This window comes from Corynebacterium sp. HMSC08F01 (assembly GCF_001807545.1).
GTDB classification, from domain to species: domain Bacteria; phylum Actinomycetota; class Actinomycetes; order Mycobacteriales; family Mycobacteriaceae; genus Corynebacterium; species Corynebacterium coyleae.
Window position 1 is genome coordinate 191,637 of record NZ_KV789284.1, and the last position, 24,557, is coordinate 216,193.

The 24,557-nt window shown below is 61.4% G+C and carries 25 protein-coding genes; 7 read left to right on the forward strand and 18 right to left on the reverse strand.

What is annotated here, in order from left to right; translation table 11 throughout:
• Nucleotide 1 precedes the first annotated feature (1 nt).
• The 8 genes from rpsC to rpsJ are packed head-to-tail and all read right to left on the reverse strand — an operon-like array spanning nt 2 to nt 4,235.
• Complete coding sequence (gene rpsC, locus HMPREF3171_RS02235; RefSeq protein WP_070422717.1) at nt 2-745, reverse strand: 30S ribosomal protein S3; 744 nt, start codon at nt 743-745, stop codon at nt 2-4.
• Entirely contained in the window at nt 745-1,104 is a 360-nt protein-coding gene (gene rplV / locus HMPREF3171_RS02240; RefSeq protein ID WP_070422716.1) for a 50S ribosomal protein L22, read from the reverse strand. Before rplV ends, rpsC begins: the two co-directional genes overlap by 1 nt.
• A gap of 3 nt (nt 1,105-1,107) precedes the next feature.
• Nucleotides 1,108-1,383, reverse strand: a complete 276-nt coding sequence (gene rpsS, locus HMPREF3171_RS02245; RefSeq protein WP_018017481.1) for a 30S ribosomal protein S19 — start codon at nt 1,381-1,383, stop codon at nt 1,108-1,110.
• Between the two features lie 16 nt (nt 1,384-1,399).
• Nucleotides 1,400-2,233 carry a 50S ribosomal protein L2 gene (rplB, locus tag HMPREF3171_RS02250; protein WP_070422715.1) on the reverse strand — a complete coding sequence of 278 codons (834 nt, stop codon included), beginning with the start codon at nt 2,231-2,233 and terminating at the stop codon, nt 1,400-1,402.
• 39 nt (nt 2,234-2,272) lie between these two features.
• Nucleotides 2,273-2,578: a 50S ribosomal protein L23 gene (rplW, locus tag HMPREF3171_RS02255; RefSeq protein ID WP_070422714.1), complete on the reverse strand. Its 306-nt coding sequence runs from the start codon at nt 2,576-2,578 to the stop codon at nt 2,273-2,275.
• Nucleotides 2,579-3,241 (reverse strand): 50S ribosomal protein L4, encoded by a 663-nt coding sequence (gene rplD, locus HMPREF3171_RS02260; RefSeq protein ID WP_070450615.1) that lies wholly within the window; start codon nt 3,239-3,241, stop codon nt 2,579-2,581.
• Nucleotides 3,238-3,894 (reverse strand): 50S ribosomal protein L3, encoded by a 657-nt coding sequence (gene rplC, locus HMPREF3171_RS02265; protein ID WP_070422712.1) that lies wholly within the window; start codon nt 3,892-3,894, stop codon nt 3,238-3,240. Before rplC ends, rplD begins: the two co-directional genes overlap by 4 nt.
• 35 nt (nt 3,895-3,929) lie before the next feature.
• Entirely contained in the window at nt 3,930-4,235 is a 306-nt protein-coding gene (gene rpsJ, locus HMPREF3171_RS02270) for a 30S ribosomal protein S10 (RefSeq protein ID WP_034997227.1), read from the reverse strand.
• Between the two features lie 520 nt (nt 4,236-4,755).
• Between rpsJ and HMPREF3171_RS02275 the strand changes: the two genes are divergently transcribed.
• The 6 genes from HMPREF3171_RS02275 to HMPREF3171_RS02300 are packed head-to-tail and all read left to right on the forward strand — an operon-like array spanning nt 4,756 to nt 7,951.
• A complete protein-coding gene (locus HMPREF3171_RS02275; protein ID WP_224213080.1) occupies nt 4,756-5,319 on the forward strand; it encodes an Asp23/Gls24 family envelope stress response protein in 564 nt (187 codons plus the stop codon).
• A 2-nt stretch (nt 5,320-5,321) separates the two neighbouring features.
• Entirely contained in the window at nt 5,322-5,624 is a 303-nt protein-coding gene (locus HMPREF3171_RS02280) for a hypothetical protein (RefSeq protein WP_070482520.1), read from the forward strand.
• Nucleotides 5,625-5,681: 57 nt separating this feature from the next.
• Nucleotides 5,682-5,882 (forward strand): hypothetical protein, encoded by a 201-nt coding sequence (locus tag HMPREF3171_RS02285; protein WP_070422710.1) that lies wholly within the window; start codon nt 5,682-5,684, stop codon nt 5,880-5,882.
• On the forward strand, nt 5,882-6,769 hold the full coding sequence (locus tag HMPREF3171_RS02290) for an Asp23/Gls24 family envelope stress response protein (protein ID WP_070482522.1): 888 nt from the start codon (nt 5,882-5,884) through the stop codon (nt 6,767-6,769). The genes HMPREF3171_RS02285 and HMPREF3171_RS02290 overlap by 1 nt, the downstream gene beginning before the upstream one ends.
• Nucleotides 6,753-7,394 (forward strand): Asp23/Gls24 family envelope stress response protein, encoded by a 642-nt coding sequence (locus HMPREF3171_RS02295; protein WP_070482523.1) that lies wholly within the window; start codon nt 6,753-6,755, stop codon nt 7,392-7,394. Before HMPREF3171_RS02290 ends, HMPREF3171_RS02295 begins: the two co-directional genes overlap by 17 nt.
• Nucleotides 7,391-7,951: a hypothetical protein gene (locus tag HMPREF3171_RS02300; RefSeq protein ID WP_070422707.1), complete on the forward strand. Its 561-nt coding sequence runs from the start codon at nt 7,391-7,393 to the stop codon at nt 7,949-7,951. Before HMPREF3171_RS02295 ends, HMPREF3171_RS02300 begins: the two co-directional genes overlap by 4 nt.
• Before the next feature lie 18 nt (nt 7,952-7,969).
• Here HMPREF3171_RS02300 and HMPREF3171_RS02305 read toward each other — a convergent pair whose 3' ends face one another.
• The 5 genes from HMPREF3171_RS02305 to rpsL form a co-directional block, all read right to left on the reverse strand.
• A complete protein-coding gene (locus tag HMPREF3171_RS02305; protein ID WP_070482525.1) occupies nt 7,970-8,665 on the reverse strand; it encodes a hypothetical protein in 696 nt (231 codons plus the stop codon).
• 104 nt (nt 8,666-8,769) lie between these two features.
• Nucleotides 8,770-9,960, reverse strand: coding sequence for an elongation factor Tu (tuf, locus tag HMPREF3171_RS02310; protein WP_070422705.1), 1,191 nt, complete (start codon nt 9,958-9,960; stop codon nt 8,770-8,772).
• A gap of 305 nt (nt 9,961-10,265) precedes the next feature.
• The gene (fusA, locus tag HMPREF3171_RS02315) at nt 10,266-12,386 is read right to left on the reverse strand and encodes an elongation factor G (protein ID WP_070482527.1); all 2,121 of its coding nucleotides are present in this window, start codon (nt 12,384-12,386) and stop codon (nt 10,266-10,268) included.
• A gap of 198 nt (nt 12,387-12,584) precedes the next feature.
• Nucleotides 12,585-13,052: a 30S ribosomal protein S7 gene (gene rpsG / locus HMPREF3171_RS02320; protein WP_070422703.1), complete on the reverse strand. Its 468-nt coding sequence runs from the start codon at nt 13,050-13,052 to the stop codon at nt 12,585-12,587.
• A 3-nt stretch (nt 13,053-13,055) separates the two neighbouring features.
• A complete protein-coding gene (gene rpsL, locus HMPREF3171_RS02325; RefSeq protein WP_070422702.1) occupies nt 13,056-13,427 on the reverse strand; it encodes a 30S ribosomal protein S12 in 372 nt (123 codons plus the stop codon).
• A gap of 211 nt (nt 13,428-13,638) precedes the next feature.
• Here rpsL and HMPREF3171_RS02330 point away from each other — a divergent pair, with 211 nt between their 5' ends.
• On the forward strand, nt 13,639-14,268 hold the full coding sequence (locus tag HMPREF3171_RS02330) for a DUF1707 SHOCT-like domain-containing protein (RefSeq protein WP_070450627.1): 630 nt from the start codon (nt 13,639-13,641) through the stop codon (nt 14,266-14,268).
• An 89-nt stretch (nt 14,269-14,357) separates the two neighbouring features.
• Here the strand turns inward: HMPREF3171_RS02330 and HMPREF3171_RS02335 are convergent, their stop codons facing one another.
• From HMPREF3171_RS02335 to rplJ, 5 genes are all read right to left on the reverse strand, one after another.
• Entirely contained in the window at nt 14,358-18,356 is a 3,999-nt protein-coding gene (locus tag HMPREF3171_RS02335; protein WP_070450630.1) for a DNA-directed RNA polymerase subunit beta', read from the reverse strand.
• Nucleotides 18,357-18,442: 86 nt separating this feature from the next.
• Nucleotides 18,443-21,940 (reverse strand): DNA-directed RNA polymerase subunit beta, encoded by a 3,498-nt coding sequence (gene rpoB / locus HMPREF3171_RS02340; RefSeq protein ID WP_070482529.1) that lies wholly within the window; start codon nt 21,938-21,940, stop codon nt 18,443-18,445.
• Nucleotides 21,941-22,277: 337 nt separating this feature from the next.
• Nucleotides 22,278-23,192, reverse strand: coding sequence for a cell envelope lipid trafficking protein PgfA (locus HMPREF3171_RS02345; protein WP_070422698.1), 915 nt, complete (start codon nt 23,190-23,192; stop codon nt 22,278-22,280).
• 90 nt (nt 23,193-23,282) lie between these two features.
• Complete coding sequence (gene rplL / locus HMPREF3171_RS02350) at nt 23,283-23,669, reverse strand: 50S ribosomal protein L7/L12 (protein WP_070422697.1); 387 nt, start codon at nt 23,667-23,669, stop codon at nt 23,283-23,285.
• A gap of 52 nt (nt 23,670-23,721) precedes the next feature.
• Complete coding sequence (rplJ, locus tag HMPREF3171_RS02355) at nt 23,722-24,243, reverse strand: 50S ribosomal protein L10 (RefSeq protein ID WP_070422696.1); 522 nt, start codon at nt 24,241-24,243, stop codon at nt 23,722-23,724.
• Between the last annotated feature and the right edge of the window lie 314 nt (nt 24,244-24,557).

Sequence of the window (24,557 nt, forward strand, 5' to 3'; positions counted from 1 at the left end):
ATTAGCCCTCCTTCTTCTGCTCTGCCGCCCGGCGACGCTGGCCGCCGCGGCGCGGGCGACGGTCGCCACGTCCACGACGATCGTTGCTCGGTGCATTGAGCTCAGACTCGCGGACGCCACCGACGACGTCGCCCTTGTAGATCCACACCTTGACGCCAATGACGCCGAAGGTGGTGTGTGCTTCTGCAGTGCCGTAGTCGATCTCCGCGCGCAGCGTGTGCAGCGGAACGCGACCCTCGTGGTAGCGCTCGACACGGGACATTTCCGCGCCGCCGAGACGGCCGGACGTCATAACCTTGATGCCCTTGACCTGCGGGTTACGCATAGCGGACTGGATGGCCTTACGCATGGCGCGACGGAACGCGACACGGTTGACCAGCTGCTCGGCGATGGACTGAGCAACCAGGGTGGCGTCTGCATCGACGTTCTTCACCTCGAGGATGTTCAGTGCAACCATCTTGCCGGTCAGCTTCTCCAGCTCACGGCGAATACGGTCAGCCTCAGCGCCGCGACGGCCGATGACAATGCCCGGACGTGCGGTGTGGATGTCCACACGGACGCGGTCGCGGGTGCGCTCGATGACAACATCGGAGATGCCAGCGCGCTCGAGGTTCTTCTCGAGCCACTCGCGGACCTTGATGTCCTCAGCGACGTACTCGGCGTAGTTCTTGTCGGCGTACCAGTGGGACTTCCAGTCGGAAGTGATACCCAGGCGCAGGCCGTGTGGGTGAATCTTCTGGCCCATTACTTGGCCCCTTCCTTGGACTCGACAACAACGGTGATGTGAGAGGTGCGCTTCCGGATCTGGAATGCGCGACCCTGTGCACGCGGCTGGAAACGACGCATGGTCGGGCCCTCGTTTGCGTAGCACTCGGCAATGACGAGCGTGCGCGGATCCAGGCCGAAGTTGTTCTCCGCGTTGGCTGCTGCGGAAGCAACAACCTTTGCAACGTCCTTGGACGCACCCTGCGGGGCGTACTTCAGGATGGCGAGTGCCTCAGCAACCGACTTGTTGCGGATGAGAGCAAGCACGCGGCGTGCCTTCATCGGAGAGACGCGAACGAACTTGGCAGTCGCGGATGCAGTGGTGATGGTGTCAGCCATTGCTTATCGACGTCCCTTCTGTTCCTTGACGTGACCCTTAAAGGTCTTGGTCGGTGCAAACTCGCCGAGCTTGTGGCCAACCATGGACTCGTCCACGAACACCGGCACGTGCTTACGACCGTCGTGGACGGCGAAAGTGTGACCGATGAAATCGGGGAGAATGGTCGAACGGCGCGACCAGGTCTTGATGACCTGCTTGGTGCCTGCCTCGTTCTGAGCATCCACCTTGTTGAGGAGGTGCTCGTCGACGAACGGGCCCTTCTTAAGGCTACGTGGCATGTCTGTTTACCTCCTCTTAGCGCTTCTTCGAGCGACGACGTCGCACGATCATGTTGTTGGAATAGCGGTTCGGGTTGCGGGTGCGGCCTTCCTTCTGGCCCCACGGCGAGACCGGGTGACGACCACCGGAGGTCTTGCCCTCGCCACCACCGTGCGGGTGGTCGACCGGGTTCATAACCACACCACGCACGGTCGGGCGCCAGCCCTTCCAGCGCATACGACCAGCCTTGCCCCAACGGATGTTGATCTGGTCAGCGTTGCCGACCTCACCAACAGTTGCACGGCAGCGGATGTCCACGCGGCGGATTTCGGAAGACGGCATACGCAAAACTGCGTAGTTGCCTTCCTTACCCAGCAGCTGGATGGACGCGCCAGCGGAACGAGCCAGCTTTGCGCCTGCGCCCGGCTTGAGCTCCACAGCGTGGATGGTCGTACCGGTCGGGATGTTGCGCAGCGGCAGGTTGTTGCCAACCTTGATGTCCGCGTTCGGACCAGCCTCGACGATGGTGCCCTGCTTCAGGCCCTTCGGGGCGATGATGTAGCGCTTCTCACCGTCGTAGTAGTGCAGCAGTGCGATGTTCGCGGTGCGGTTCGGGTCGTACTCGATGTGAGCAACCTTTGCCAGCACGCCGTCCTTGTCGGAGCGGCGGAAGTCGATCACACGGTAGCGACGCTTGTGGCCGCCGCCGCGATGACGAGTGGTGATGTGGCCGTGGGTGTTACGGCCACCCTTCTTCGGGAGCGGGCGCAGCAGCGTCTTTTCCGGGGTCGAACGAGTGATCTCGTCGAACGCGGACACGGAGCTGGCACGGCGACCCGGAGTTGTCGGCTTGTACTTACGAATAGCCATAGTGGTTCCTTTTCTATCGTCTCTTCAGCGAGCCGCGGGTTACGCGGTCGCACCGCCGAAGATGTCGATGGAGTCGCTGCCCTCGCGGAGAGTGACGTAGGCGCGCTTGGTGTCCTTACGCTTACCGAAACCGGTGCGGGAGCGCTTGCGCTTGCCCTCACGGTTGACGGTGTTCACCGAAGCGACGTCGACGCCGAAAATCTCTTCCACGGCAATCTTGATCTGGGTCTTGTTCGCGGACGGGGACACGTAGAAGGTGTACGTGTTCTGCTCCATCAGGCCGTAGCTCTTCTCAGAGAGCACCGGGGCGATGATGATGTCGCGCGGGTTAGCGATCTTTGCCATTTACTTCTCCTCCTCCGCAGCGGCGGCAACAGCTGCGCCGCGGTTGATGAAGGTGTGGAGTGCCTCGACGGAGAACACAACGTCATCAGCGTTGAGGACGTCGTAGGTGTTCAGCTGAGCCGGCTCAATGATCTGGACGCCCGGCAGGTTCCTTGCGGAGAGACGGGAATTCTGATCATCACGGCCGATCACCAGCAGGACCGACTTGCGGTCGGTGAGGCGCTCGATGAATGCACGAGCGGACTTCGTCGACGGGGTCTGGCCCGGGACGAGATCCTCCACGATGTGGATGCGCTCGTTCTGCGCACGGTTGGTCAAAGCGCCGGCGAGGGCAGCCTTGATCATCTTCTTTGGGGTGCGCTGTGCGTAGGAACGCGGCTGCGGACCATGCACAATGCCACCACCGGTGTAGTGCGGAGCACGGATCGAACCCTGACGGGCGCGACCGGTGCCCTTCTGGCGGAACGGCTTCTTGCCGCCGCCGGAAACCATGCCGCGGGTCTTCGTTGCGTGGGTGCCCTGGCGCTTAGCAGCAAGCTGTGCATTCACAACCTGGTGCATGAGTGCCACGGATACCTCGCGGTCGAAGTACTCGGCCGGCAGGTCGACGGAACCCTTGGTAGCTCCGTCTGCGGTGTGGACGTCAAGCGTCAGCTTCGTCATGCGTGAGCACCGCCCTTCACTGCGGTCTTGACGGTAACAACGGAACCCTTTGCGCCAGGGATGGCGCCCTTGATCAGGATGAGGTTGTTGTCGCCGTCGATGCGTTGAATCTTCAGGTTCTGGGTGGTAACGCGGTTACCGCCCATGCGGCCAGCCATACGGGTGCCCTTGAACACGCGACCCGGGGTCGCGCAGGCGCCGATGGAACCCACACGACGGTGGGCAGCCTGGTTACCGTGGGAAGCACCCTGGCCGGCAAAGCCGTGGCGCTTCATGGCACCGGCGTAGCCGTGGCCCTTGGTGGTGCCTGCGACGTCGACGAAGGTGTCGCCTTCGAAGATCGTTGCATTGAACTCCTGGCCGAGCTCGTAGCCCGAGGTGTCGTCCATGCGGATCTCAGCAACGTAGCGACGCGGGTTGACGCCAGCCTTCTTGAAGTGGCCAGCCTGCGGCTTCTTAGCCTTACGGGGATCGATGTCGCCGTAAGCGATCTGGATGGCGGAGTAGCCATCGGTCTCAGGGGTACGGATCTGGGTGACAACGCACGGCCCAGCCTCGACGACGGTAACCGGGATAACGCGGTTCTCCTCGTCGAAGATCTGGGTCATGCCGAGCTTCTTGCCCAGAATGCCCTTGATCTGGTTGTCAGACATGTGTTAGTTCTCCACTACTTACGTTGGGGATTGCTCTACTGGATGTTCACGTCGACGCTGGCCGGCAGATCAATGCGCATAAGCGCGTCTACCGTCTTCGGCGTCGGGTCGAGAATGTCGATGAGGCGCTTGTGAGTGCGCATCTCGAAGTGCTCGCGAGAATCCTTGTACTTGTGGGGAGAACGAATCACGGCGTACACGTTCTTCTGGGTTGGCAACGGCACCGGGCCGACGACGCGGGCACCCGTACGGGTGACCGTCTCGACGATCTTCTTCGCGGATGCGTCGATCGCCTCGTGATCGTAGGCCTTCAGCCTGATGCGGATCTTCTGTCCCGCCACGCTTACCTCTTCCTCGCATCCCCACGTTCGTCCTTCTCTCTCCCGCTCGTTTCGAACGGAGTGAGAAACGGGCCGAAGCGGTGGGGTTTGTAGCTTCTAGTTTCTCTATAACGTTGTCCGGGCTGGGCCCTTGGCTCAACGCCAGTGTCTTTTCTGACTGTCATGACACATCCGGAAGTTGAGACCTGCGCAATAAACGCGCCGACGCTCAGTGCTTCCGCCAAGGCACGTTGTTGGCCGACACGTCATCGTCGACAAGCAATATGCCCGGGTATCAGACACGGAAGGGTGCGTGACCCTCGCGTACTGCCGCTGTTTATTTGCCATGGCCCCTTCACCGGTCTTCCGACTGGAAGGTGTCATGTTTGCCGAGCCACCGGCCGACTTCCGTCAACCCATGTCAAGGCAACCTGCGTATTAAAACACAAGGTTGCCACCAACGCAAGCCCGCTTGACGACGACAACCTGTGTACCCTTGTTCCCATACCGTGCGCGTCATCTATATAGGCGCACTCGGAACATGAACATCACAGTTGAAAGGACCGTCATGGCCGACCAGAACGCAAACAACGCTGCAAACAACACTGCAAAGAACACCCCAGCAACCACCTCGACCGCAACCGAGACCGAGAAGCAGCGCCCGCGCAACGAAAACCTCGAAACCGAGCACGGCAGCACTGTTATCGACGACAACGTTGTTGGCAAGATCGCCGGCATCGCAGCACGCGAAGTCTCCGGCGTCCACAACCTCGGCGGCGGCGCAGCCCGCATGTGGGGCGCAGTCCGCGAGTCCCTGACCTCCTCCACCAACGTCCAGCAGGGCGTCAACGTGGCAGTCGAGGACGGCCACGCATCCGTCGCAGTTGCCATCATCGCCGAGTACGGTGTCGCCATCCACGAGCTGGCAAACGCCATTCGCGAAAACATCACCGTCGCCATCACCCGCATGACCGGCCTGATCGTCGACCGCGTCGATGTCACCGTCCACGACGTCAACCTGCCGGAGCAGGAGACCGCAGGTGAGAACTACGACGACGGCAACTACCAGGCAGTCAACCAGTCTGTAAACCAGCAGATCCAGTAATCATGGCCAACACCCCCGTTACCCAAGAGGTTGCGGAGGGCGTCCGCGACGCCACACTCGCCGTCAACGGAGTAGCAAAACTCTACGGCGGCCGACTCGGCGAAATCGCAACCTACTTGCCGCACCAACGCATCGAAGGCATCCGATCTGCCTCACGCAACGGCAAAGCAGGCCTCGAAGTCCACTTCACCTTCGACGTCGCCTCAGGACGCAACGTCCACGAGGTCGCCGAAGACGTACGCGCCGCAGCGCTGAGCGCTTCGGCCGCCGAGTTCGTGGACGTCATCGCCGGCGATGCGCAATAGCAGCAACACGGGCTACGCCCCCGCACCTCACACAACAACCCGAAACGTGGTTTAACAATGAATCTCTTTGCCAACAAGGCACTGACCGGCGTCATCATCGGCGTCATCGTTGCCTTCTTCGTCACATTCGGTGGCTGGGCCGGCCTACTCTGGCTGCTGCTGTTTACCATCCTCGGCGGCGTAGTAGGCGCCCAACTCGACGGCCGCCTCGACCTAGCCAGCATCATCGGCAACGGAACCGGCCGGAGCAATAGCTAATGGACACTTCCTTCTACCACGTCAGCGAACGCACCATCGAGCGCGTGGCGGAAGTGGCGGCCTCAACAGTGCCGGGATCCCGCAACATCGACGCGAAATTGGCGGGCCTGGCGGGCCGCAGCCTTCCGCGCATCGAGGCACACATCGACCGCACGACGGGCCTTGTCGCCATCGATGCCGAGATTGCCACGTCCTATCCCGCGCCCGTCGCGGCGATTACGGACGCTGTGCGCGCCACCATCATCGCCCACATCCGCACCCTCACAGGGATGGATGTCTCCCGCGTCAACGTCACCGTTGCCAACGTCGAATCGATCGACGATGGTTCCCGTGTGACCTGGGACGATGTTGCGACCCACGATGCTTTCATCATCCCAGAGCCCATCCAGGTTTCTCCTACCGAGATCACGCACCCCGTTACCAGCGAGCGCGAGGAACTGGCGCCGATCGAAGCGCGATCGCTTGTCGACGACATGCGTGCCGTCACCACACCAACTCCCCCAAGCGTACGAACACCGAAGCAGCCCCAACCGGTCACCGTTTCTGGCGTTGACGTGCCCGAGCCACTCGAGCCGTTCGCCCCAGAGACGCCCATGCCCGTGGCTCTGCGCGCCCCGTCGCTGCCAGCGTTGCAGCCCCTCGCCCCGATCGCTGTCAAGGCGTTCGGGCACATGCGGCCGGTTGAGGTGCCGTGGCAGCGACCGTTGCGCGATATCACCGTAGATAGGCAGCCGCTCAAGCCGGTGGCAATTCAGCCCAGTGCGCGCCCAACAAGCCCGCGCGGCCCGGCTCCGAAGCCCGTGGTCATCCCCCAGGCCCCACAGCCGAAGCCACTTCAGCAGATCACGATAGAACCGGTGGTGAAGTACTATGACCGAACCAACTAGCGCCCGCCCAGTCGGGCCACACCCCGGCGACGAACCGCTAGGCACCCCTGCATCGCGCTGGATCGCAGTCCTCATCAGCCTGCTCCTCATCGCTTTAGCGGGTGTCGGCGCGCGTGACCTCTGGTACTACACCTACGAGTCGGAATCACCCGAGCAGTCCTGGTTTGGTCGCGCGTTTGAGTTCCTCGGCTCGTTCACCACAGAGATCCCCGCCGTCATCATTGCGTGCCTGCTGGCCTTGGTCGGCCTTGTGCTCATCGTGGTTGCGCTCAAACCCCGCCCGCACCGGTTTGTCCGAGTGAACTCCCCGGTGTCTATCTGGACCCGTCCCGTCGATGTGGCACGAAAGTCCACCAACACGGTTCACAGCGACCTCGGTGGCGAGCAAGTACGCTCCAAGGCGACCCGCAAGTCGGTCAAGGTACAGGTTGTCGACGACGGCTCCGGCCCCGCAATGCAAGAACGCATCACGCGATCGCTCAACAGCGAGCTCAAGAGCCTCGCCGCGCCTCCTGCGGTGTCCGTGAAGGTGTTGCCTAAGGAAACGCCTCAGGCACAAGTCACCACCACGGCGCAGTCGACGCCCGAAGTGTCCGACGTCCGTCCCCCGGAGGTGCACCGATGACCAAAACATTGAGCTTCTTCAACCGTCTGGTCACGTTCCTGCTCGGCCTGTTGATGGTCGTTGTGGCCCTATTCCCCATTGCGGAGTACTGGGAAATCCCGTACCTGAGCGATTTCCTCCGCGACATCGACCGCAGCCGCGTGACGTACCTCGCCTACGAGGACTGGTATACCAAGGCGCTTATCGCCGCCGCTATTGTCCTGGCCGTGTTGGGATTGTGGATCTTGCTTGCAAATCTACGCTCCCGCGCGTTCTCCAACGGCAACATCGTGCCAGCCGATGCCGCGCACGGTGACACGGTAATCAACGTTCAGCGCGTCGCCGAGGCAGCCTGCAACACCATCCAGCGTCTCGACGAAGTCCAACGCGCCGACAGCCGCGTCGCTATGGTCGGCCAACGCCCGACCGTCACGTTCACCGTCACCGCGAACCCGAACTACCCGTTGGAAAGCGCCATCCGCGCTATCGAGGCCGCAGACGACGATTTCCGGCTCGCAAGCCACACCATGGACATCGATACCGTATGGAAGCTGCAATTCGATAGGATCTCCGCCTAAACGCGGCTTCGCGGCTGTCTAGGCTTCCTCCTGAACTTCCAGCGGCAACACCGCGGTAACTCGCCCCAGCACCACCGGCTCCCCGCCGCAGGCTGGGGCGATTGTCATGTCCGCCCCCGCCTCGCATTGAAGAATGCGTGCCCAGGCGAAGGTATCCACGTCAACATCACGACGCGCCTGTACCCAACGACGGATCCGGCTGCCGACCACAGCCCTTGCTCCATCTTCCAGCGCCACCAACCACCGGTTCCCTCCGACGCTATCTTGCAGCAATCCCGCCAGCGAACGACTCTCTCCCGGTGCAAAAAGCTTCAAATGACGGACAATCCCCAGCCGATGTTCCACCCCCTCCACATCAGTTAACACGAGCGGTAACCCCGGACCGGTACGTCGCATCGACGCATACCGCCACACCGACGGCATTCGCCCTGGGTGCGCCGCGCTTCGCACCACCACATTTCCGTCCACCAAGGTAACCTGAAGGTGCGGTTCGACGGTGGTGAAGGTAATGGGGGCGGAGGTGTCGTCGACAAGCGAAGGATGCTCCTGAGAGACCTGCTGAAGAACTGCGAGCGCCTCTGCGTCAGTTGAGTCCCACCCCAGCCCACGATTGCCCAATACCCCAAATAATTGGCCGAGGCTCAAATCTGGTTGCCCCTCCCAAACCTCTTGAAGCGCGGCCAGAGTCTTCGGGATACGTGTTGGGTCCTGCACACCTCAGACCATAAACCCCCCTCAGGGCATGCAAAAGGCCGCCCCTCCCAAACGGGAGAGGCGGCCTTGGCGTTTATCCGACGGTTACGTCAGATCGACTCGAATTAGTCGAGGATCTTGGTAACGCGGCCAGCGCCGACGGTGCGGGAGCCCTCGCGGATAGCGAAGCGCAGACCCTCGTCCATAGCGACCGGCTGGATGAGCTCGACGGTCATGTCGACGTTGTCGCCCGGCATAACCATCTCGGTGCCCTCCGGCAGCTTCACAACACCGGTAACGTCGGTGGTGCGGAAGTAGAACTGCGGACGGTAGTTGTCGAAGAACGGGGTGTGACGGCCGCCCTCGTCCTTGGACAGCACGTAGACGGAGCCCTCGAACTTGGTGTGCGGGGTGTAAGCGCCCGGCTTGATGATGACCTGGCCGCGCTCGACGTCCTCGCGCTTCAGACCACGCAGCAGCAGTGCAGCGTTGTCGCCAGCCTCAGCGGTGTCGAGAAGCTTGTTGAACATCTCGATGGAGGTGACGGTGGTCTTCTGGGACTTCTCGCGGATACCGATGATCTCGACCTCGTCGTTGAGGTTGAGGACGCCACGCTCCACACGACCGGTAACCACGGTGCCGCGGCCGGAAATGGTGAAGATGTCCTCGATCGGCATCAGGAACGGCTTGTCGGTCTCGCGCTCCGGATCCGGGATGGAGTCATCGCAAGCCTGCATGAGGTCGACGATGGACTGAACCCACTTCTCATCGCCCTCGAGAGCCTTGAGAGCGGAGATGTGGACGATCGGTGCTTCCTCGTCGTAGTCCTGCTCAGCCAGCAGCTCGCGAACCTCCATCTCGACGAGCTCGATGATCTCTTCGTCGTCGACCATGTCACACTTGTTCAGTGCAACGAGGATGTACGGAACGCCAACCTGGCGAGCGAGCAGAACGTGCTCACGGGTCTGCGGCATCGGGCCGTCGGTAGCAGCAACCACGAGGATTGCGCCGTCCATCTGAGCAGCGCCGGTAATCATGTTCTTGATGTAGTCGGCGTGGCCCGGGGCGTCGACGTGTGCGTAGTGACGCTTCGGGGTGTTGTACTCCACGTGGGAGATGTTGATGGTAATGCCGCGCTCGCGCTCCTCCGGAGCCTTATCGATCATCGCGTAGTCGAAGGCCTTGTTCTCCTCCGGGTACTGGTCTGCCAGTACCTTGGTGATCGCAGCGGTGGTGGTGGTCTTGCCGTGGTCGACGTGACCAATGGTGCCGATGTTCACGTGCGGCTTAGTGCGCTCGAACTTTTCCTTTGCCACTGATTGTCCTCCTGGACTTCATGGTGGCTACGACCTTCGCAGCCACGTGGTTTGCTTACGCCCAACCGCTACAGCCCAAAACGGATATAGCGACGGGAGCCATTTCACAATGTGCCAGTTACAAGATCCTAGGTTCAAAAAGGCCGTTTTTCAAACTGGCCGATCCGATTCCCCGGACCAACCTAGAGGGTAACGGCCGGCTCAGACAACGCCCGTTGTTGCGTTGCCTCAGCGCGACCGCTACCCCGCTAGGGGTTCTCCCTTATACGCCAGCTGCTGGCACGCAGCTGGCGGGAGAGGGCGGCTTAGTTGCCGTTGCGCTTCTCGATGATCTCCTGCGCGACGCTCTGCGGAACCTCAGCGTAGGAGTCGAACACCATGGTGAAGTTTGCACGGCCAGCGGTCGAGGATCGCAGGTCGCCGATGTAGCCGAACATCTCGGACAGCGGCACCTTCGCACGGACGACCTTTGCGCCGGAGCGATCTTCCATGGCGTAGACCTGGCCACGGCGGGAGCTGATGTCACCGTTAACGGTGCCCATGTACTCCTCCGGGGTCACGACCTCAACAGCCATGACCGGCTCAAGCAGAACCGGCTTCGCCTTAGCAACAGCTTCCTTGAGGACCTGGGAGCCAGCGATCTTAAACGCCATTTCCGAAGAGTCGACGTCGTGGTAAGCGCCGTCCTCGAGGGTGGCCTTGATGTTCACCAGCGGGTAGCCAGCGAGGTAGCCGTACTGCATTGCGTCCTGGATACCAGCGTCGACGGACGGGATGTATTCCTTCGGCACACGACCACCGGTGACGGCGTTCTCGAACTTGTAGGTTGCGGACTCGCCCTCTTCCAGGGTCTCCGGATCCGGGTTGTACGGCTCGATGGTGACGATGACCTTTGCGAACTGGCCCGAACCACCGGTCTGCTTCTTGTGGGTGAAGTCGAGGGACTCGACCTTCTTGCGAATGGTCTCGCGGTAAGCAACCTGCGGGGAACCGATGTTTGCCTCAACCTTGAACTCGCGCTTCATGCGGTCCACCAGCACGTCGAGGTGGAGCTCGCCCATGCCGCCGATGACGGTCTGGCCGGTCTCTTCGTCGAGCTGGACGGTGAAGGTCGGGTCCTCTTCAGCAAGCTTCTGAATAGCGGTACCGAGCTTCTCCTGGTCAGCCTTGGTCTTCGGCTCGATGGCCACCTGGATAACCGGGTCCGGGAAGTCCATGGACTCGAGGATGATCGGGTGATCCGGGTTGCACAGCGTGTCGCCGGTCGTGGTTTCCTTCAGCCCGATGAACGCGTAGATGTTGCCGGCGTCTGCGTGCTCGACCGGGTTCTCCTTGTTCGCGTGCATCTGGAAGAGCTTGCCCACGCGCTCCTTCTTGGACTTCGTGGAGTTGAGCATCTGCTCGCCCGGAATAGCCTGGCCGGAGTAGACGCGCACGTAGGTGAGCTTGCCGAAGAACGGGTGCACGGCGATCTTGAAGGCCAGTGCGGAGAACGGCTCTTCGACGGACGGCTTACGGAAGAGTTCCTCGGAGCCGTCGACGGAGGTGCCACGCACCTCGCCGATGTCCAGCGGGCTCGGCAGGTAGTCAACAACAGCGTCGAGGATCGGCTCGATGCCCTTGTTGCGGTATGCGGTACCGCAGAACACCGGGTAGATCTCGGAGTTCACGGTGAGCTTGCGGATGGCGCCCTTGATTTCCTCGATGGTGAGTTCTTCGCCACCGAAGTACTTCTCCATGAGCTCTTCGTCGGACTCAGCAACGGTCTCGAGAAGCTTCTCGCGGTACTCTTCTGCGAGCTCCTTGAGGTCCTCCGGGATCTCGGTGATCTGAGGCGGCGTGCCGGTCTCGACCTTGCCCGGCCACTGCAGAGCCTTCATCTCGAGCAGATCGACGACGCCGTCGAAGTCGTCCTCAGCGCCGATCGGAATCTGCATTACCAACGGCTTAGCGCCGAGGCGGTCGACAATGGTGCCGACGGTGTAGAAGAAGTCTGCACCCAGCTTGTCCATCTTGTTGACGAAGCAGATACGCGGTACGTCGTACTTCGCAGCCTGACGCCACACCTGCTCGGACTGCGGCTCAACACCTTCCTTGCCGTCGAACACTGCGACAGCGCCATCGAGAACACGGAGGGAACGCTCGACCTCAACGGTGAAGTCCACGTGACCCGGGGTGTCGATGATGTTGATCTGGTTATTGTTCCAGAAGCAGGTCACGGCAGCGGACGTAATGGTGATGCCGCGCTCTTTCTCCTGGTCCATCCAGTCGGTGGTTGCGCCACCGTCGTGGGTCTCGCCGACCTTGCGGTTCAGACCCGTGTAGAACAGGATGCGCTCGGTGGTGGTGGTCTTACCGGCGTCAATGTGGGCCATGATGCCGATGTTGCGGACCTTGTTCAGGTCCTTAAGCACTTCTTGTGCCACGTTTGTTACCCCAACTTAATGTCGTCGACGCTGTGAAGCGTCTATGTCGGTTAGTTGTCGTTAGTCAATTCTGCCATTTTGTTGCTCAAATGGCAGCGCGAGCTTGTGCTTATCGACGAAAACCCCGAAAACGCGGGCCCCACGAGGGGACACATATGCAGTTTCGGGGTCTGCCGACGATCATCTCGCTTCCAGCTCTTACCAGCGGTAGTGGGCGAAGGCGCGGTTGGCCTCTGCCATCTTGTGGACATCCTCGCGACGCTTCACGGATGCGCCGAGACCGTTGGAAGCATCCAGGATCTCGTTGGCGAGACGCTCGATCATCGAGTTCTCACGACGCTGGCGGGTAAAGGTGACCAGCCAACGCAGGGCGAGAGTGGTGGAGCGCTCCGGCTTGACGTCAACCGGGACCTGGTAGGTTGCGCCACCAACACGGCGGGAGCGAACCTCGAGGTCCGGGCGAACGTTGCCGATAGCCTTTTCCAGGGTGCCCACCGGATCGGTGCCGGTCTTCTCGCGGCAGATCTCGAGTGCGCCGTAGACGATGCGCTCGGCGGTGGACTTCTTGCCGTCCTGCAGGATCTTGTTCACAAGCTGGGTGACCAGCTCGGACTCGTATACCGGATCCTTAACGATGGGACGCTTCGGTGCTTGCTGCTTACGCATTGATTACTGTCCCTTCTTCGCGCCGTAGCGGGAACGTGCCTGCTTACGGTCCTTCACTGCCTGGGTATCGAGGGCGCCACGAACGATCTTGTAGCGCACACCCGGGAGGTCCTTCACACGGCCGCCGCGCACGAGCACCATGGAGTGCTCCTGCAGGTTGTGGCCCTCGCCCGGAATGTAAGCGGAAACCTCGACACCGGAGGTCAGGCGCACACGGGCGACCTTACGCAGTGCAGAGTTCGGCTTCTTCGGGGTGGTGGTGTACACGCGGGTGCACACGCCGCGGCGCTGCGGAGAGCCCTTCAGCGCAGCAGTAGCCACCTTCGCGCTCTTGGAGTGGCGGCCCTTGCGGACCAGCTGCTGAATAGTAGGCATTCAAGCCCTTTCTGTTCGCGCGTCCCGCTCACACATGGCCATACATGCAAAAATAGGGGCTCTTCTTCCGGGGCCCTGCCGTTTGCATGAACTACCTAGTGAACGAGTCGCATGGAGTTCGTTTAACTTCGCACCGATTCACACGGGCGAAACCTCAGATAATTTACAACACGCCAAGGCATGACGGCAAATCCGTGCTAGCTTTCGTGGCATGAGCGATGCGAACCTCCCCCGTAAGCGACTGAGCAGCGCGGAACGCGACCGTGCCGCCGCCTTCCTTCACGATGCATTCGTCGATGGACAGCTCTCCGTCAACGAGTTCGACGAGCGCTCTCGCATGCTCTACGAGGCAACCTTTGTCGATGAGCTTCCTGCGCTTATCGACGATCTCTCCCCCGTCACCGCCCAACCCCATCCTCCGGCCCAGCGCCCTTCAGGAGTGAGGAACTACGTCACCGGCGAATCCGGCGGCTCCGGCTTCAGCCTTGCAGTCATGGGAGGCAGCGAGCGAGGCGGCGACTGGTTGGTAGCTCCGACGCACACCTCCTTCACCGTGATGGGCGGAAGCTCAATCGATCTGCGCGAGGCGAGGTTGAGTTCTCACGAGACCGAGATCAACGCATTCGCCATCATGGGTGGCATCGAGATCATCGTGCCAGACGATGTCCGAGTCGTCGATGCAGGAATTGGAATCATGGGTGGTTTCGGGGTGGAAACCCACTCGTCGTGCAGGTTTTCTCTCGCTGAGATTCCCGCCGATGCTCCGGTCATCCATGTCCGCGGGCTCGCACTCATGGGTGGCGTAGGAATCGTGCGCGCAGCCCGCGGTGCTCGCATTTAGTATCAGCACAACAAAAAGCCCGGCCTCCCCTCAGCGGGGAGGCCGGGCTTTGAAGCAGACCTAGCTAAGCCAGAATGCTGGGGCTGCCTTTAGAGCTCCTCGTAGCCGAACTCTTCCATCGGCACCGAAGCGCCGGTGAATTCGCCGTAGCCTTCGTCGCCGTAGATGGAATCGCCGAAGGTCGGGATGGCGTACGCCGCGGAGCGTGCCGCCTCGGTCGGCTTGACCTGGATGTTGCGGTAACGGGAAATACCGGTACCAGCCGGGATCAACTTACCGATGATCACGTTCTCCTTCAGGCCGATGAGCTTGTCGGAACGCTTGTTAATCGCAGCGTCCGTGAGCACACGGGTGGTCTCCTGGAAGGAAGCAGCCGACAGCCAGGACTCGGTAGCCAGCGACGCCTTGGTGATGCCCATGATCTCGGAGCGCATCTCGGCCGGCTCGCCACCGTCTGCCACAGCAGCGGCGTTGACCTGGCGTGCCTCCGACAGGTCCACGAGCGTGCCCGGGAGGAACTCGGTGGTACCCGAGTCGATCACGGTGCCGCGACGCAGCATCTGGCGGATGATGATCTCGATGTGCTTGTCGTGAATGGACACACCCTGGGTGCGGTACACGGCCTGGACCTCGTCGATAAGGTGCTTCTCCACACCGCGACGGCCGAGAACCTCGAGCACGTCGTGCGGGTCAGCAGCACCGCGAAGCAGGCGCTCGCCCACCTCGACGTGGTCACCCTCGCGCAGGCCACGCTCGATCATGGCGTCCGGGTTGGACTCCATCGGGCGGCGAACCTGGGCCAGGCCCTGGCGCTTGGACAGCTTCTCGTAGACCACCACGTCGGAACCGTCATCCGGGTGGATGGTCAGGGTCCAGAAGTTGCCCTCGTCCTCGAGCGAGATCGTGCCGGCCACGGAAGCGATCGGGGCGCGGTTCTTCGGAACGCGGGCCTCGAAGAGCTCCTGGACACGCGGCAGACCACCGGTAATGTCGCCACCGACACCACCCTGGTGGAAGGTACGCATGGTCAGCTGAGTACCCGGCTCACCAATGGACTGTGCAGCCACGATGCCGACGGCTTCGCCGATGTCGACGAGGTGACCGGAGGCCATGGACTTGCCGTAGCACTTCGCGCAGACACCGGTCGGGGTCTGGCAGGTCAGCACGGAGCGAACCTTGACCTCGGTGATGCCGGCGGCCACGAGGTCGTCGATACGCTGCTCGCTCAACTCGGTACCAGCCTCGGCGATGACCTTGCCATCAGCGTCGGTGGCATCCGCAGCCAGAACGCGGCCGGAGACAGAGGTCTCGACCAGGTCGTGGCGGTGGAAAACGCCAGCGTTTTCCACGGCAACAGGAACCTTGACGCCCTGACGGGTGCCACAGTCCTCCTCGCGGACGATGACGTCCTGCGCCACGTCCACCAGACGACGGGTGAGGTAGCCCGAGTCAGCGGTACGCAGAGCGGTATCGGCAAGACCCTTACGGGAACCGTGGGAGTTGTTGAAGTACTCCATCACGGACAGGCCTTCGCGGAAAGAGGTCTTGATCGGGCGCGTGATGTACTCACCACGCGAGTTCACGACCATGCCCTTCATGCCGGCCAGGGTCCAGATCTGACGCATGTTACCTGCAGCACCGGACTTCACGATCATCGGAATCGGGTTGTCGTCCGGGTACAGGTCCTCCACGGCCTGACCAACCTTGTTGGTGGCATCCTGCCACAGCTCGACCAGACGGTCGTAACGGTTTTCCTCCGTAAGCGCACCCTTCTCCCAGAACTTGCGCTCGATGGCCTCGGCTTCCTTCTCGTACTGCTCGAGGACTTCGTTCTTGTTCGGGAGAATCAGCACGTCGGACATGGAGATGGTGACGCCGGAACGGGTGGACCAGTAGAAGCCAGCGTCCTTCATCTTGTCCAGCACCTGAGCGACGGTGATCATCGGGTACTGCTCAACCATGGACTGGATGATGTCGCCGAGCAGCACCTTGCCGCCGCCACCGCCCTTACGGACCATGGCGCCTTCCTGGTACGGGAAGTTAAACGGCATGAGCTCGTTGAACATGATGCGACCAAGGGTGGTCTCCATCATCCACGGCTGACCCTTCGTCCAACCATCCGGGAACTGCTCTGCCTCGATCTCCTCCGTCGGACGCAGGTGATCGATGCGCACCTTGATCGGTGCCTGCAGGCCAAGCACGCCCAGGTCGTAAGCCATGATGGCCTCACGGTAGGACGAGTAGACGCCGCGCTCCGGGCCGTTTTCGTCGGCAGGTGCATATGCGCCCTCGCCGCCGATCTCCTGCGGGCCCTTGAGCATGGTCAGGAAGTACAGGCCGGTCACCATGTCCAGGCGCGGCATTGCCAGCGGCTTGCCGGATGCCGGGGACAGGATGTTGTTGGAGGACAGCATCAGGATGCGGGCCTCAGCCTGCGCCTCTGCGGACAGCGGCAGGTGGACTGCCATCTGGTCACCGTCGAAGTCGGCGTTGAATGCTTCACAGGCCAGCGGGTGCAGCTGAATTGCCTTACCCTCGACCAGCTTCGGCTCGAACGCCTGGATACCCAGACGGTGCAGGGTCGGTGCACGGTTGAGCAGCACTGGGTGTTCGGAAATCGCCTCTTCGAGCACGTCCCACACCTCAGGGCGCTGACGCTCCACCATGCGCTTGGCGGACTTGATGTTCTGCGCGTAGTCATTATCGACGAGGCGCTTCATCACGAACGGCTTAAACAGCTCAAGCGCCATACGCTTCGGCAGACCACACTCGTGCAGCTTCAGCTGCGGGCCGACGATAATCACGGAACGGCCGGAGTAGTCCACACGCTTACCCAGCAGGTTCTGGCGGAAGCGGCCCTGCTTGCCCTTGAGCAGGTCAGACAGGGACTTCAGCGGACGGGTGCCCGGGCCGGTGACCGGACGGCCACGACGACCGTTGTCGAACAGCGCGTCGACGGACTCCTGCAGCATGCGCTTCTCGTTGTTCACGATGATCTCTGGTGCGCCCAGGTCGATCATGCGCTTCAAACGGTTGTTGCGGTTGATCACGCGGCGGTACAGGTCGTTCAGGTCGGAGGTAGCAAAACGGCCACCGTCGAGCTGGACCATCGGACGCAGTTCCGGAGGGATCACCGGGATGGCGTCGAGGATCATGCCTGCAGGGTCGTTGCCCGAGCGCTGGAACGCAGCGACAACGCGCAGACGCTTCAGGGCGCGGACCTTCTTCTGGCCCTTGCCCTCGGCGATGATGCCGCGCAGCTCCTCGGCCTCGGCGTCGAGGTCGAAGTTGCGGATCAGGGTCTGGATTGCCTCGGCGCCCATGCCGCCGGTGAAGTAATCCTCGTAACGGTCGACGAGTTCCTCGTAGAGGTTTTCGTCGATAATCATCTGCTTCGGAGCGAGCTTCTGGAAGGTGGTCCAGATCTCGTCGAGGCGCTCAACCTCGCGCTCGCCAGCCTCGCGCAGGTGCTGCATTTCCTTATCGGCAGCGTTCTGCACCTTCTTGCGGGCAGCAGCAGTCGCACCGGAAGCCTCGAGCTCAGCGAGGTCCTCCTCCAACTTCTGCGCACGGTCGGCGATCTCGGAGTTGGTGTCGTCCTCGACATCCTTCTTCTCCATCAACATCTCCGCCTCGAGGGTGGACATGTCGTTGTGGCGAGCCTCGTCATCAACAGAGGTGATGATGTTCGCCGCGAAGTAAATGATGCGCTCAAGGTCCTTCGGCGCCAGGTCGAGCAGGTAGCCCAGACGCGACGGCACACCCTTGAAGTACCAGATGTGCGTCACCGGAGCAGCCAGCTCAATGTGGCCCATGCGCTCACGGCGCACCTTGGACTTGGTCACCTCGACGCCGCAGCGCTCACAGATGATGCCCTTGTAGCGGACACGCTTGTACTTACCGCAGGCACACTCCCAGTCGCGGGTCGGACCGAAGATGCGCTCGCAGAACAGGCCGTCCTTTTCCGGCTTGAGCGTGCGGTAGTTAATGGTTTCAGGCTTCTTCACCTCGCCGTGGGACCAACGGCGAATGTCGTCGGCGGTGGCCAGGCCGATGCGAAGCTCATCGAAGAGGTTTACGTCAAACACGTAAAAATTCCTTTTCTTTTAAGTGGTTGGCTATTGCGTTCGTTTGATCGTCGACAAGCAATTGCTTTACGACGACCACCTGGCGCCTAAGCGGTATCCGCCGCTGCACCCTCATCGCGGGACAGGTTAATGCCGAGCGAGGAGCCAGCCTGATCAAACTCGTCGTCATCGCCGTCGAGCTCCATCGGCGTGCCATCAGTAGAGAGAACCTCCACGTTCAAGCACAGGGACTGCAACTCCTTGAGCAACACCTTGAAAGACTCCGGAATACCCGGATCCGGGATGTTGTCGCCCTTGACAATCGCCTCGTAAACCTTCACACGGCCGACCACGTCATCCGACTTAATGGTCAGCAGCTCCTGCAGCGTGTAGGCAGCGCCGTAAGCCTGCATTGCCCACACCTCCATCTCGCCGAAACGCTGGCCACCGAACTGAGCCTTACCGCCCAGCGGCTGCTGCGTAATCATCGAGTACGGACCAGTGGAACGAGCGTGAATCTTCTCGTCCACCAGGTGGTGCAGCTTCAGCATGTACATGTAACCGACCGAAATCGGGTACTTGTACGGCTCACCGGAACGGCCGTCGAACAGGACAGTCTTGCCGTCGCCGTCCACCATGACGTCACCGTCGCGGTTCGGCTTGGAGTTAGCAAGCAGGCCAGCGATCTCGTCGTTGGTCGCACCGTCGAACACCGGGGTTGCGGTCAGCGACTCCGGCGGGACGTCATACAGGTGCTCCGGCAGGGTCTCCAGCAACTTGGCGTTCGCCGGATCGTCCGGGTTCACCGTCCAGCCGGCCTTCGCCAGCCAGCCCAAGTGAACCTCGAGCACCTGGCCGATGTTCATACGACGCGGCACACCGTGGGTGTTCAGAATGATGTCCACCGGGGTGCCGTCAGCCATGAACGGCATGTCTTCCTGAGGCAGGATCTTGCCCACGACACCCTTGTTGCCGTGGCGGCCAGCCATCTTGTCGCCGTCCTGGATCTTGCGCTTCTGAGCCACGTACACGCGGATCATCTCGTTCACGCCCGGGGACAGATCGTCGTCGTCCTCACGGGAGAAGCGACGCACAGCAATGACCTTGCCCTGCTCACCGTGGGGCACCTTCAGGGAGGTGTCGCGGACCTCGCGGGCCTTCTCGCCGAAGATGGCGCGCAGCAGGCGCTCCTCCGGGGTCAGCTCAGTCTCGCCCTTCGGGGTGACCTTACCGACGAGGATGTCGCCGTCACGCACGTCAGCACCGATACGGATGATGCCGCGCTCGTCCAGATCCTTCAGCACATCCTCGGACACGTTCGGGATCTCACGAGTGATCTCCTCGGCACCGAGCTTGGTGTCGCGGGCATCAATCTCGTGCTCCTCGATGTGCACGGAGGTGAGGATGTCCTCCTCCACCACGCGCTGGTTGAGGATGATGGCGTCCTCGTAGTTGTGGCCTTCCCACGGCATGAACGCAACCAGCAGGTTACGGCCGAGAGCCATCTCGCCGTCCTTGGTGCCCGGGCCGTCAGCGATAACCTGACCGGCCTCAACGCGGTCGCCCGCGCTCACGATCGGGGTCTGGTTGTAGCAGGTGCCCTGGTTCGTACGCTCGAAGGTGCGCAGCATGTAGGTGTCGCGGCCACCCTCATCATCCATGACGGTGATGTAGTCGCCCGTGACGTTCTCAATCACGCCGGCCTTCTTGGAAATGACGGTATCGCCAGCGTCGTACGCAGCACGCTGCTCCATACCGGTAGCCACGTATGCGGACTCGGCGCGCAGCAGCGGCACAGCCTGCTTCTGCATGTTCGCACCCATGAGGGCACGGTTCGCATCGTCGTGCTCGAGGAACGGAATCATCGCCGTAGCCACGGACACCATCTGACGCGGGGAAATATCCAGGTAGTCAACGCCCTTCGGGCCGACGACGCCGATGTCGCCTTCCTTCAGGCGGACCTCGATACGCTCACCGGTGAGGTTGCCGTCCTTATCCATCGGGGTGGCCGCCTGCGCAATGGCGTAGCGGTCCTCCTCGTCGGCGGTGAGGTAATCAATCTGATCGGTCAGCTTGCCGTCTTCGACCTTCTGGTACGGCGTCTCAATGAAACCGAACGGGTTGACGCGCGCGTACGAGGACAGCGCACCAATCAGACCAATGTTCGGGCCTTCCGGGGTCTCAATCGGGCACATACGGCCGTAGTGCGACGGGTGCACGTCTCGCACCTCGATGCCGGCGCGCTCACGCGACAGACCACCCGGACCAAGCGCAGACAGACGACGCTTGTGGGTCAGGCCAGACAGAGAGTTGTTCTGGTCCATGAACTGCGACAGCTGCGAGGTACCGAAGAACTCGCGGATCGCAGCGGAGACCGGACGCACGTTAATCAGCGACGTCGGGGTAATCGACTCCGCATCCTGGGTGGTCATGCGTTCACGCACGACGCGCTCCATACGGGACAGGCCAACGCGGACCTGGTTCTGGATCAGCTCACCCACGGTGCGCAGACGACGATTACCGAAGTGGTCGATGTCGTCGGTGTTGATCGGGATGATCTCACCGGACGGGGAGGTCATCTCCGACTCACCTGCGTGCAGACGCACCAAGTACTCGAGGGTGGTAGCAATGTCCTCTTCGGTCAGCGTCATCAAACCGTCGTGATCGCCGCCGAGACCAAGCTTGCGGTTGACCTTGTAACGGCCCACGCGAGCCAGGTCGTAACGCTTCGCCTTGAAGAACGAGTTCTCCAGCAGGGACTGCGCAAGGTCACGCGTCGGCTGCTCGCCCGGACGCTGCTTGCGGTAAATCTCCAGCAGAGCCTCGTCGGTGTTGTTCACACCGTCGTTTTCCAGGGTGGACATCATGATCTCGGAGAAGCCGAAGCGCTCCGTGATCTGTTCCGTGGTCCAACCCAGAGCCTTCAGCAGGACGGTAACCGGCTGGCGACGCTTACGGTCAATACGCACACCAACGGTGTCACGCTTGTCCACGTCGAACTCGAGCCAAGCGCCGCGAGACGGGATAACCTTCACGGAGTGCAGCGGGCGCTCCGTGGACTTATCAATCGACTCGTCGAAGTACACGCCCGGGGAGCGCACCAGCTGGGAGACAACGACACGCTCGGTGCCGTTGACAATGAAGGTGCCCTTGTCGGTCATCAGCGGGAAATCGCCAATGAACACGGTCTGGGACTTAATCTCCTGCGTGTCGTTGTTAATGAACTCCGCGGTCACATAGAGCGGCGCGGAGTAGTTGATGTCCTTGTCCTTGCACTCGTCGATCGTGTACTTCACGTCTTCGAAGCGCGGCTCGGACAACGTCAGGCTCATGTTGCCCGAGTAGTCCTCGATCGGGGAGATCTCCTCAAGAATGTCCTCAAGGCCCGAGGTGACGCGTGCATCGTCGCCACGGCTCGCCTGCTCATTCTCACGCCACTCCGACGTACCGACGAGCCACGCGAACGATTCGAGCTGCACATCGAGCAAGCCCGGGACGGTAATGGGCTCGTTAATCTTCGCGAACGAATAACGTTCCGGAGCCCCCGGGATTTCAGCCATATTCATGGTCTGGTCTGAGACTGCCAAGTTGGGTCCTTCCAGCACCTCTGGCGGATGCTCACCGGCCCGCGTCTGGCTTCGCGGTCCAGCGGCATTTCCGCAGGATAAGTTAGCATTTGGTCTGCTTCGGAAGACCCGCCCCCAGAGACAACAAAATCACCTTGTCAAATAGGAAATTCTCATCCGTATGCACAAGGCTTCAATGACGTACTGGAGACGGCTTCCAGCGCAACGAGCAAGCTTATACAAAAGCTAACAAATTGTAAAGGTCCCTATCGGGCACTCAACCCCCCCCCGCGTTACAACCCTCACGCACCCGTGCCGTCTGGTGCCGTTGTCCAAGTTGCTGGAGGGCAGCCTACCACCCCACCCGCGCGACTCGTCAATTGCGACGCGCCGAAACAACCGAACCAATCAGCCCCACCAGGGCCAACACCGCACCGACACCGGTGACAATCCACCACAACAACGGATTGGCCGCCTTCGGCTGCGCCTGACCAACCCGCTGCACAAGTTCCGTGACCTGCGCCTCGTCCATACGTCCGTCATAGGTCAGCACGTTCTGCACGCCGTTACCCTCGGCGTCGGCATAGTAGTCGTCGACACGCTCGTTGATGCCCACAACAACGCCCGTTTGCTCGTCGACAAGCAACTCGCGCTCCGCCGCATGAGTAAAGAACGTACGTTCACCGTCGATCGTGAGCGTGTTACGCGGATCGGCGTAGCGCTGCGCGATATTCGTCGGCGCGACCGTCTGCTGGTAGCGGTTGACGGTGCGTCCGCCGATCTCTTGCGTATCGACGAACCGCGCCACCGCCGAACCACGCAACACCGGATCAAACACGTCCACGTCCGACGCAGGCGCGGGCGACGGGAATTTCAGCCACACACCATTCACCGCCACCTGAGCAGCAGGCATCGCAAAAATTACCTGCGCCTGCGCCGGCGACAACGCCTCACCCGACACCCGATCCAACTCATACGACCACGTCGTCGCAGACACCAAATTCTCAAAATCCCCCGGAGCCTCACCCGCTCGCACCGAATCCCCCACACGAATAGCCGCCCGCTCATCCCCCGAAGGCTCCATCACCTCCAAATGCAACTGACGCGTCACCGGCGCCGACTCCCCCGCACGCATGCCATCCGGATCCGTAATCGTCCACGTCGCATCCCCCAACGCCAACGGCAACCGCTCCCCTGACAACAACACCCGCGGCGCCAACATCCCAGCAACCACCAGCGCAATACCCACACCAGCAACCAACGCGGCCAAGGAACGGGAAAAACGCAGCATGGTCCGAAATCTTAGCGCAGGACAAGCGAAACCCCCGCCAGCCGGTAAACGTACCGGTGGGCGGGGGTGTCGTCGAAAAGCGAAAGGCTCTTACTTGAGGGTGACCTTTGCGCCAGCCTCCTCGAGCTTAGCCTTAGCAGCCTCAGCGTCGTCCTTGGAAGCGCCTTCCAGGATGGCCTTCGGGGTGCCCTCAACCATTTCCTTAGCGTCCTTCAGGCCCAGGCCCGGAACGAGCTCGCGGACAGCCTTAATGACACCGATCTTCTTGTCGCCAGCGTCCTCGAGAACAACGTCGAACTCGTCCTTCTCCTCAGCAGCCGGAGCATCGCCAGCAGCGCCCGGAGCAGCAGCAACTGCAACCGGAGCAGCAGCGGTCACGTCGAAGACCTCCTCGAATTCCTTCAGGAACTCGGAAAGTTCGATGAGGGTCATTTCCTTGAACTGCTCAATGAGCTCGTCCTTGGTGAGCTTAGCCATGATGGCTTCCTTTCTTTAGATGGGCGTCTGCAGCCCAGATGTAAAAGTTTGCTTACGCGGCTTCCTGCTTGTCCTGCAGCGCAGCGACAAGACGAGCCGTCTTGGAGGCCGGAGCCTGGAACAGGCCGGCAGCCTTTGCCAGAGAACCCTCGAACGCACCAGCGAGCTTCGCAAGGGTGGTCTCGCGGTTGTCCATCTCAGCCAGAGCGTCGATCTGGGAAGCGTCCAGGACGTTACCGTCCATGAAGCCGCCCTTGATCACGAACGCGTCGTGGTCCTTGTTGAACTTCTTCATCACCTTCGCAGCATCAACAGCCGCGTCGCCCTTGATGAACGCAACAGCGGTCGGGCCGGTGAGAAGATCGTCGAGACCCTCAATGCCCTGCTCATTAGCAGCGATCTTGATGAGAGTGTTCTTGGCGACGTGGTACTCGACATCAAAGCCCATATCGCCGCGCAGCTGCTGGAGCTGGCCGACGGTCAGGCCACGGTACTCAGTCAGCACGATGGAGTCCGCCTCAGCGAACTTCTCCTTCAGAGCTGCAAGTTCCGCAACATTCTTCGGGTTTGCCATGACACACGCCTCCTTCCGATACTTCATGTCCTTCAATCCGCCCGGAGCACCAATGAAAAATGCCCCGTGCAGAAGGCACGGGGCAGACGCAAGTCCAGCCTCGTTTCTCCTGCGTGGGTCGATCCCTGGAATGGGATACCTTCGACTCCCTTACGGAAGTGACCGACGGTCTTCGGTGAAACTTGAGCGCGACCCTTACGGATCGCTCAAACTTCGGTTGGGTATCTTAGCGGGTTTCGCCGCGAGGTCAAATTGCCTGTGGATAAGCCATTGCTTTTCGACTGCTTTTCGACGACCCCACGCCCAGTTATCCA

Bases quoted from the DNA above. Each gene is read 5' to 3' on its own strand.
- rpsC (WP_070422717.1), bottom strand. From the start codon at position 745: ATGGGCCAGAAGATTCACCCACACGGCCTGCGCCTGGGTATCACTTCC.
- rplV (WP_070422716.1), bottom strand. From the start codon at position 1,104: ATGGCTGACACCATCACCACTGCATCCGCGACTGCCAAGTTCGTTCGC.
- rpsS (WP_018017481.1), bottom strand. From the start codon at position 1,383: ATGCCACGTAGCCTTAAGAAGGGCCCGTTCGTCGACGAGCACCTCCTC.
- rplB (WP_070422715.1), bottom strand. From the start codon at position 2,233: ATGGCTATTCGTAAGTACAAGCCGACAACTCCGGGTCGCCGTGCCAGC.
- rplW (WP_070422714.1), bottom strand. From the start codon at position 2,578: ATGGCAAAGATCGCTAACCCGCGCGACATCATCATCGCCCCGGTGCTC.
- rplD (WP_070450615.1), bottom strand. From the start codon at position 3,241: ATGACGAAGCTGACGCTTGACGTCCACACCGCAGACGGAGCTACCAAG.
- rplC (WP_070422712.1), bottom strand. From the start codon at position 3,894: ATGTCTGACAACCAGATCAAGGGCATTCTGGGCAAGAAGCTCGGCATG.
- HMPREF3171_RS02275 (WP_224213080.1), top strand. From the start codon at position 4,756: ATGAACATCACAGTTGAAAGGACCGTCATGGCCGACCAGAACGCAAAC.
- HMPREF3171_RS02280 (WP_070482520.1), top strand. From the start codon at position 5,322: ATGGCCAACACCCCCGTTACCCAAGAGGTTGCGGAGGGCGTCCGCGAC.
- HMPREF3171_RS02285 (WP_070422710.1), top strand. From the start codon at position 5,682: ATGAATCTCTTTGCCAACAAGGCACTGACCGGCGTCATCATCGGCGTC.
- HMPREF3171_RS02290 (WP_070482522.1), top strand. From the start codon at position 5,882: ATGGACACTTCCTTCTACCACGTCAGCGAACGCACCATCGAGCGCGTG.
- HMPREF3171_RS02295 (WP_070482523.1), top strand. From the start codon at position 6,753: ATGACCGAACCAACTAGCGCCCGCCCAGTCGGGCCACACCCCGGCGAC.
- HMPREF3171_RS02300 (WP_070422707.1), top strand. From the start codon at position 7,391: ATGACCAAAACATTGAGCTTCTTCAACCGTCTGGTCACGTTCCTGCTC.
- rpsG (WP_070422703.1), bottom strand. From the start codon at position 13,052: ATGCGTAAGCAGCAAGCACCGAAGCGTCCCATCGTTAAGGATCCGGTA.
- rpsL (WP_070422702.1), bottom strand. From the start codon at position 13,427: ATGCCTACTATTCAGCAGCTGGTCCGCAAGGGCCGCCACTCCAAGAGC.
- HMPREF3171_RS02330 (WP_070450627.1), top strand. From the start codon at position 13,639: ATGAGCGATGCGAACCTCCCCCGTAAGCGACTGAGCAGCGCGGAACGC.
- HMPREF3171_RS02345 (WP_070422698.1), bottom strand. From the start codon at position 23,192: ATGCTGCGTTTTTCCCGTTCCTTGGCCGCGTTGGTTGCTGGTGTGGGT.
- rplL (WP_070422697.1), bottom strand. From the start codon at position 23,669: ATGGCTAAGCTCACCAAGGACGAGCTCATTGAGCAGTTCAAGGAAATG.
- rplJ (WP_070422696.1), bottom strand. From the start codon at position 24,243: ATGGCAAACCCGAAGAATGTTGCGGAACTTGCAGCTCTGAAGGAGAAG.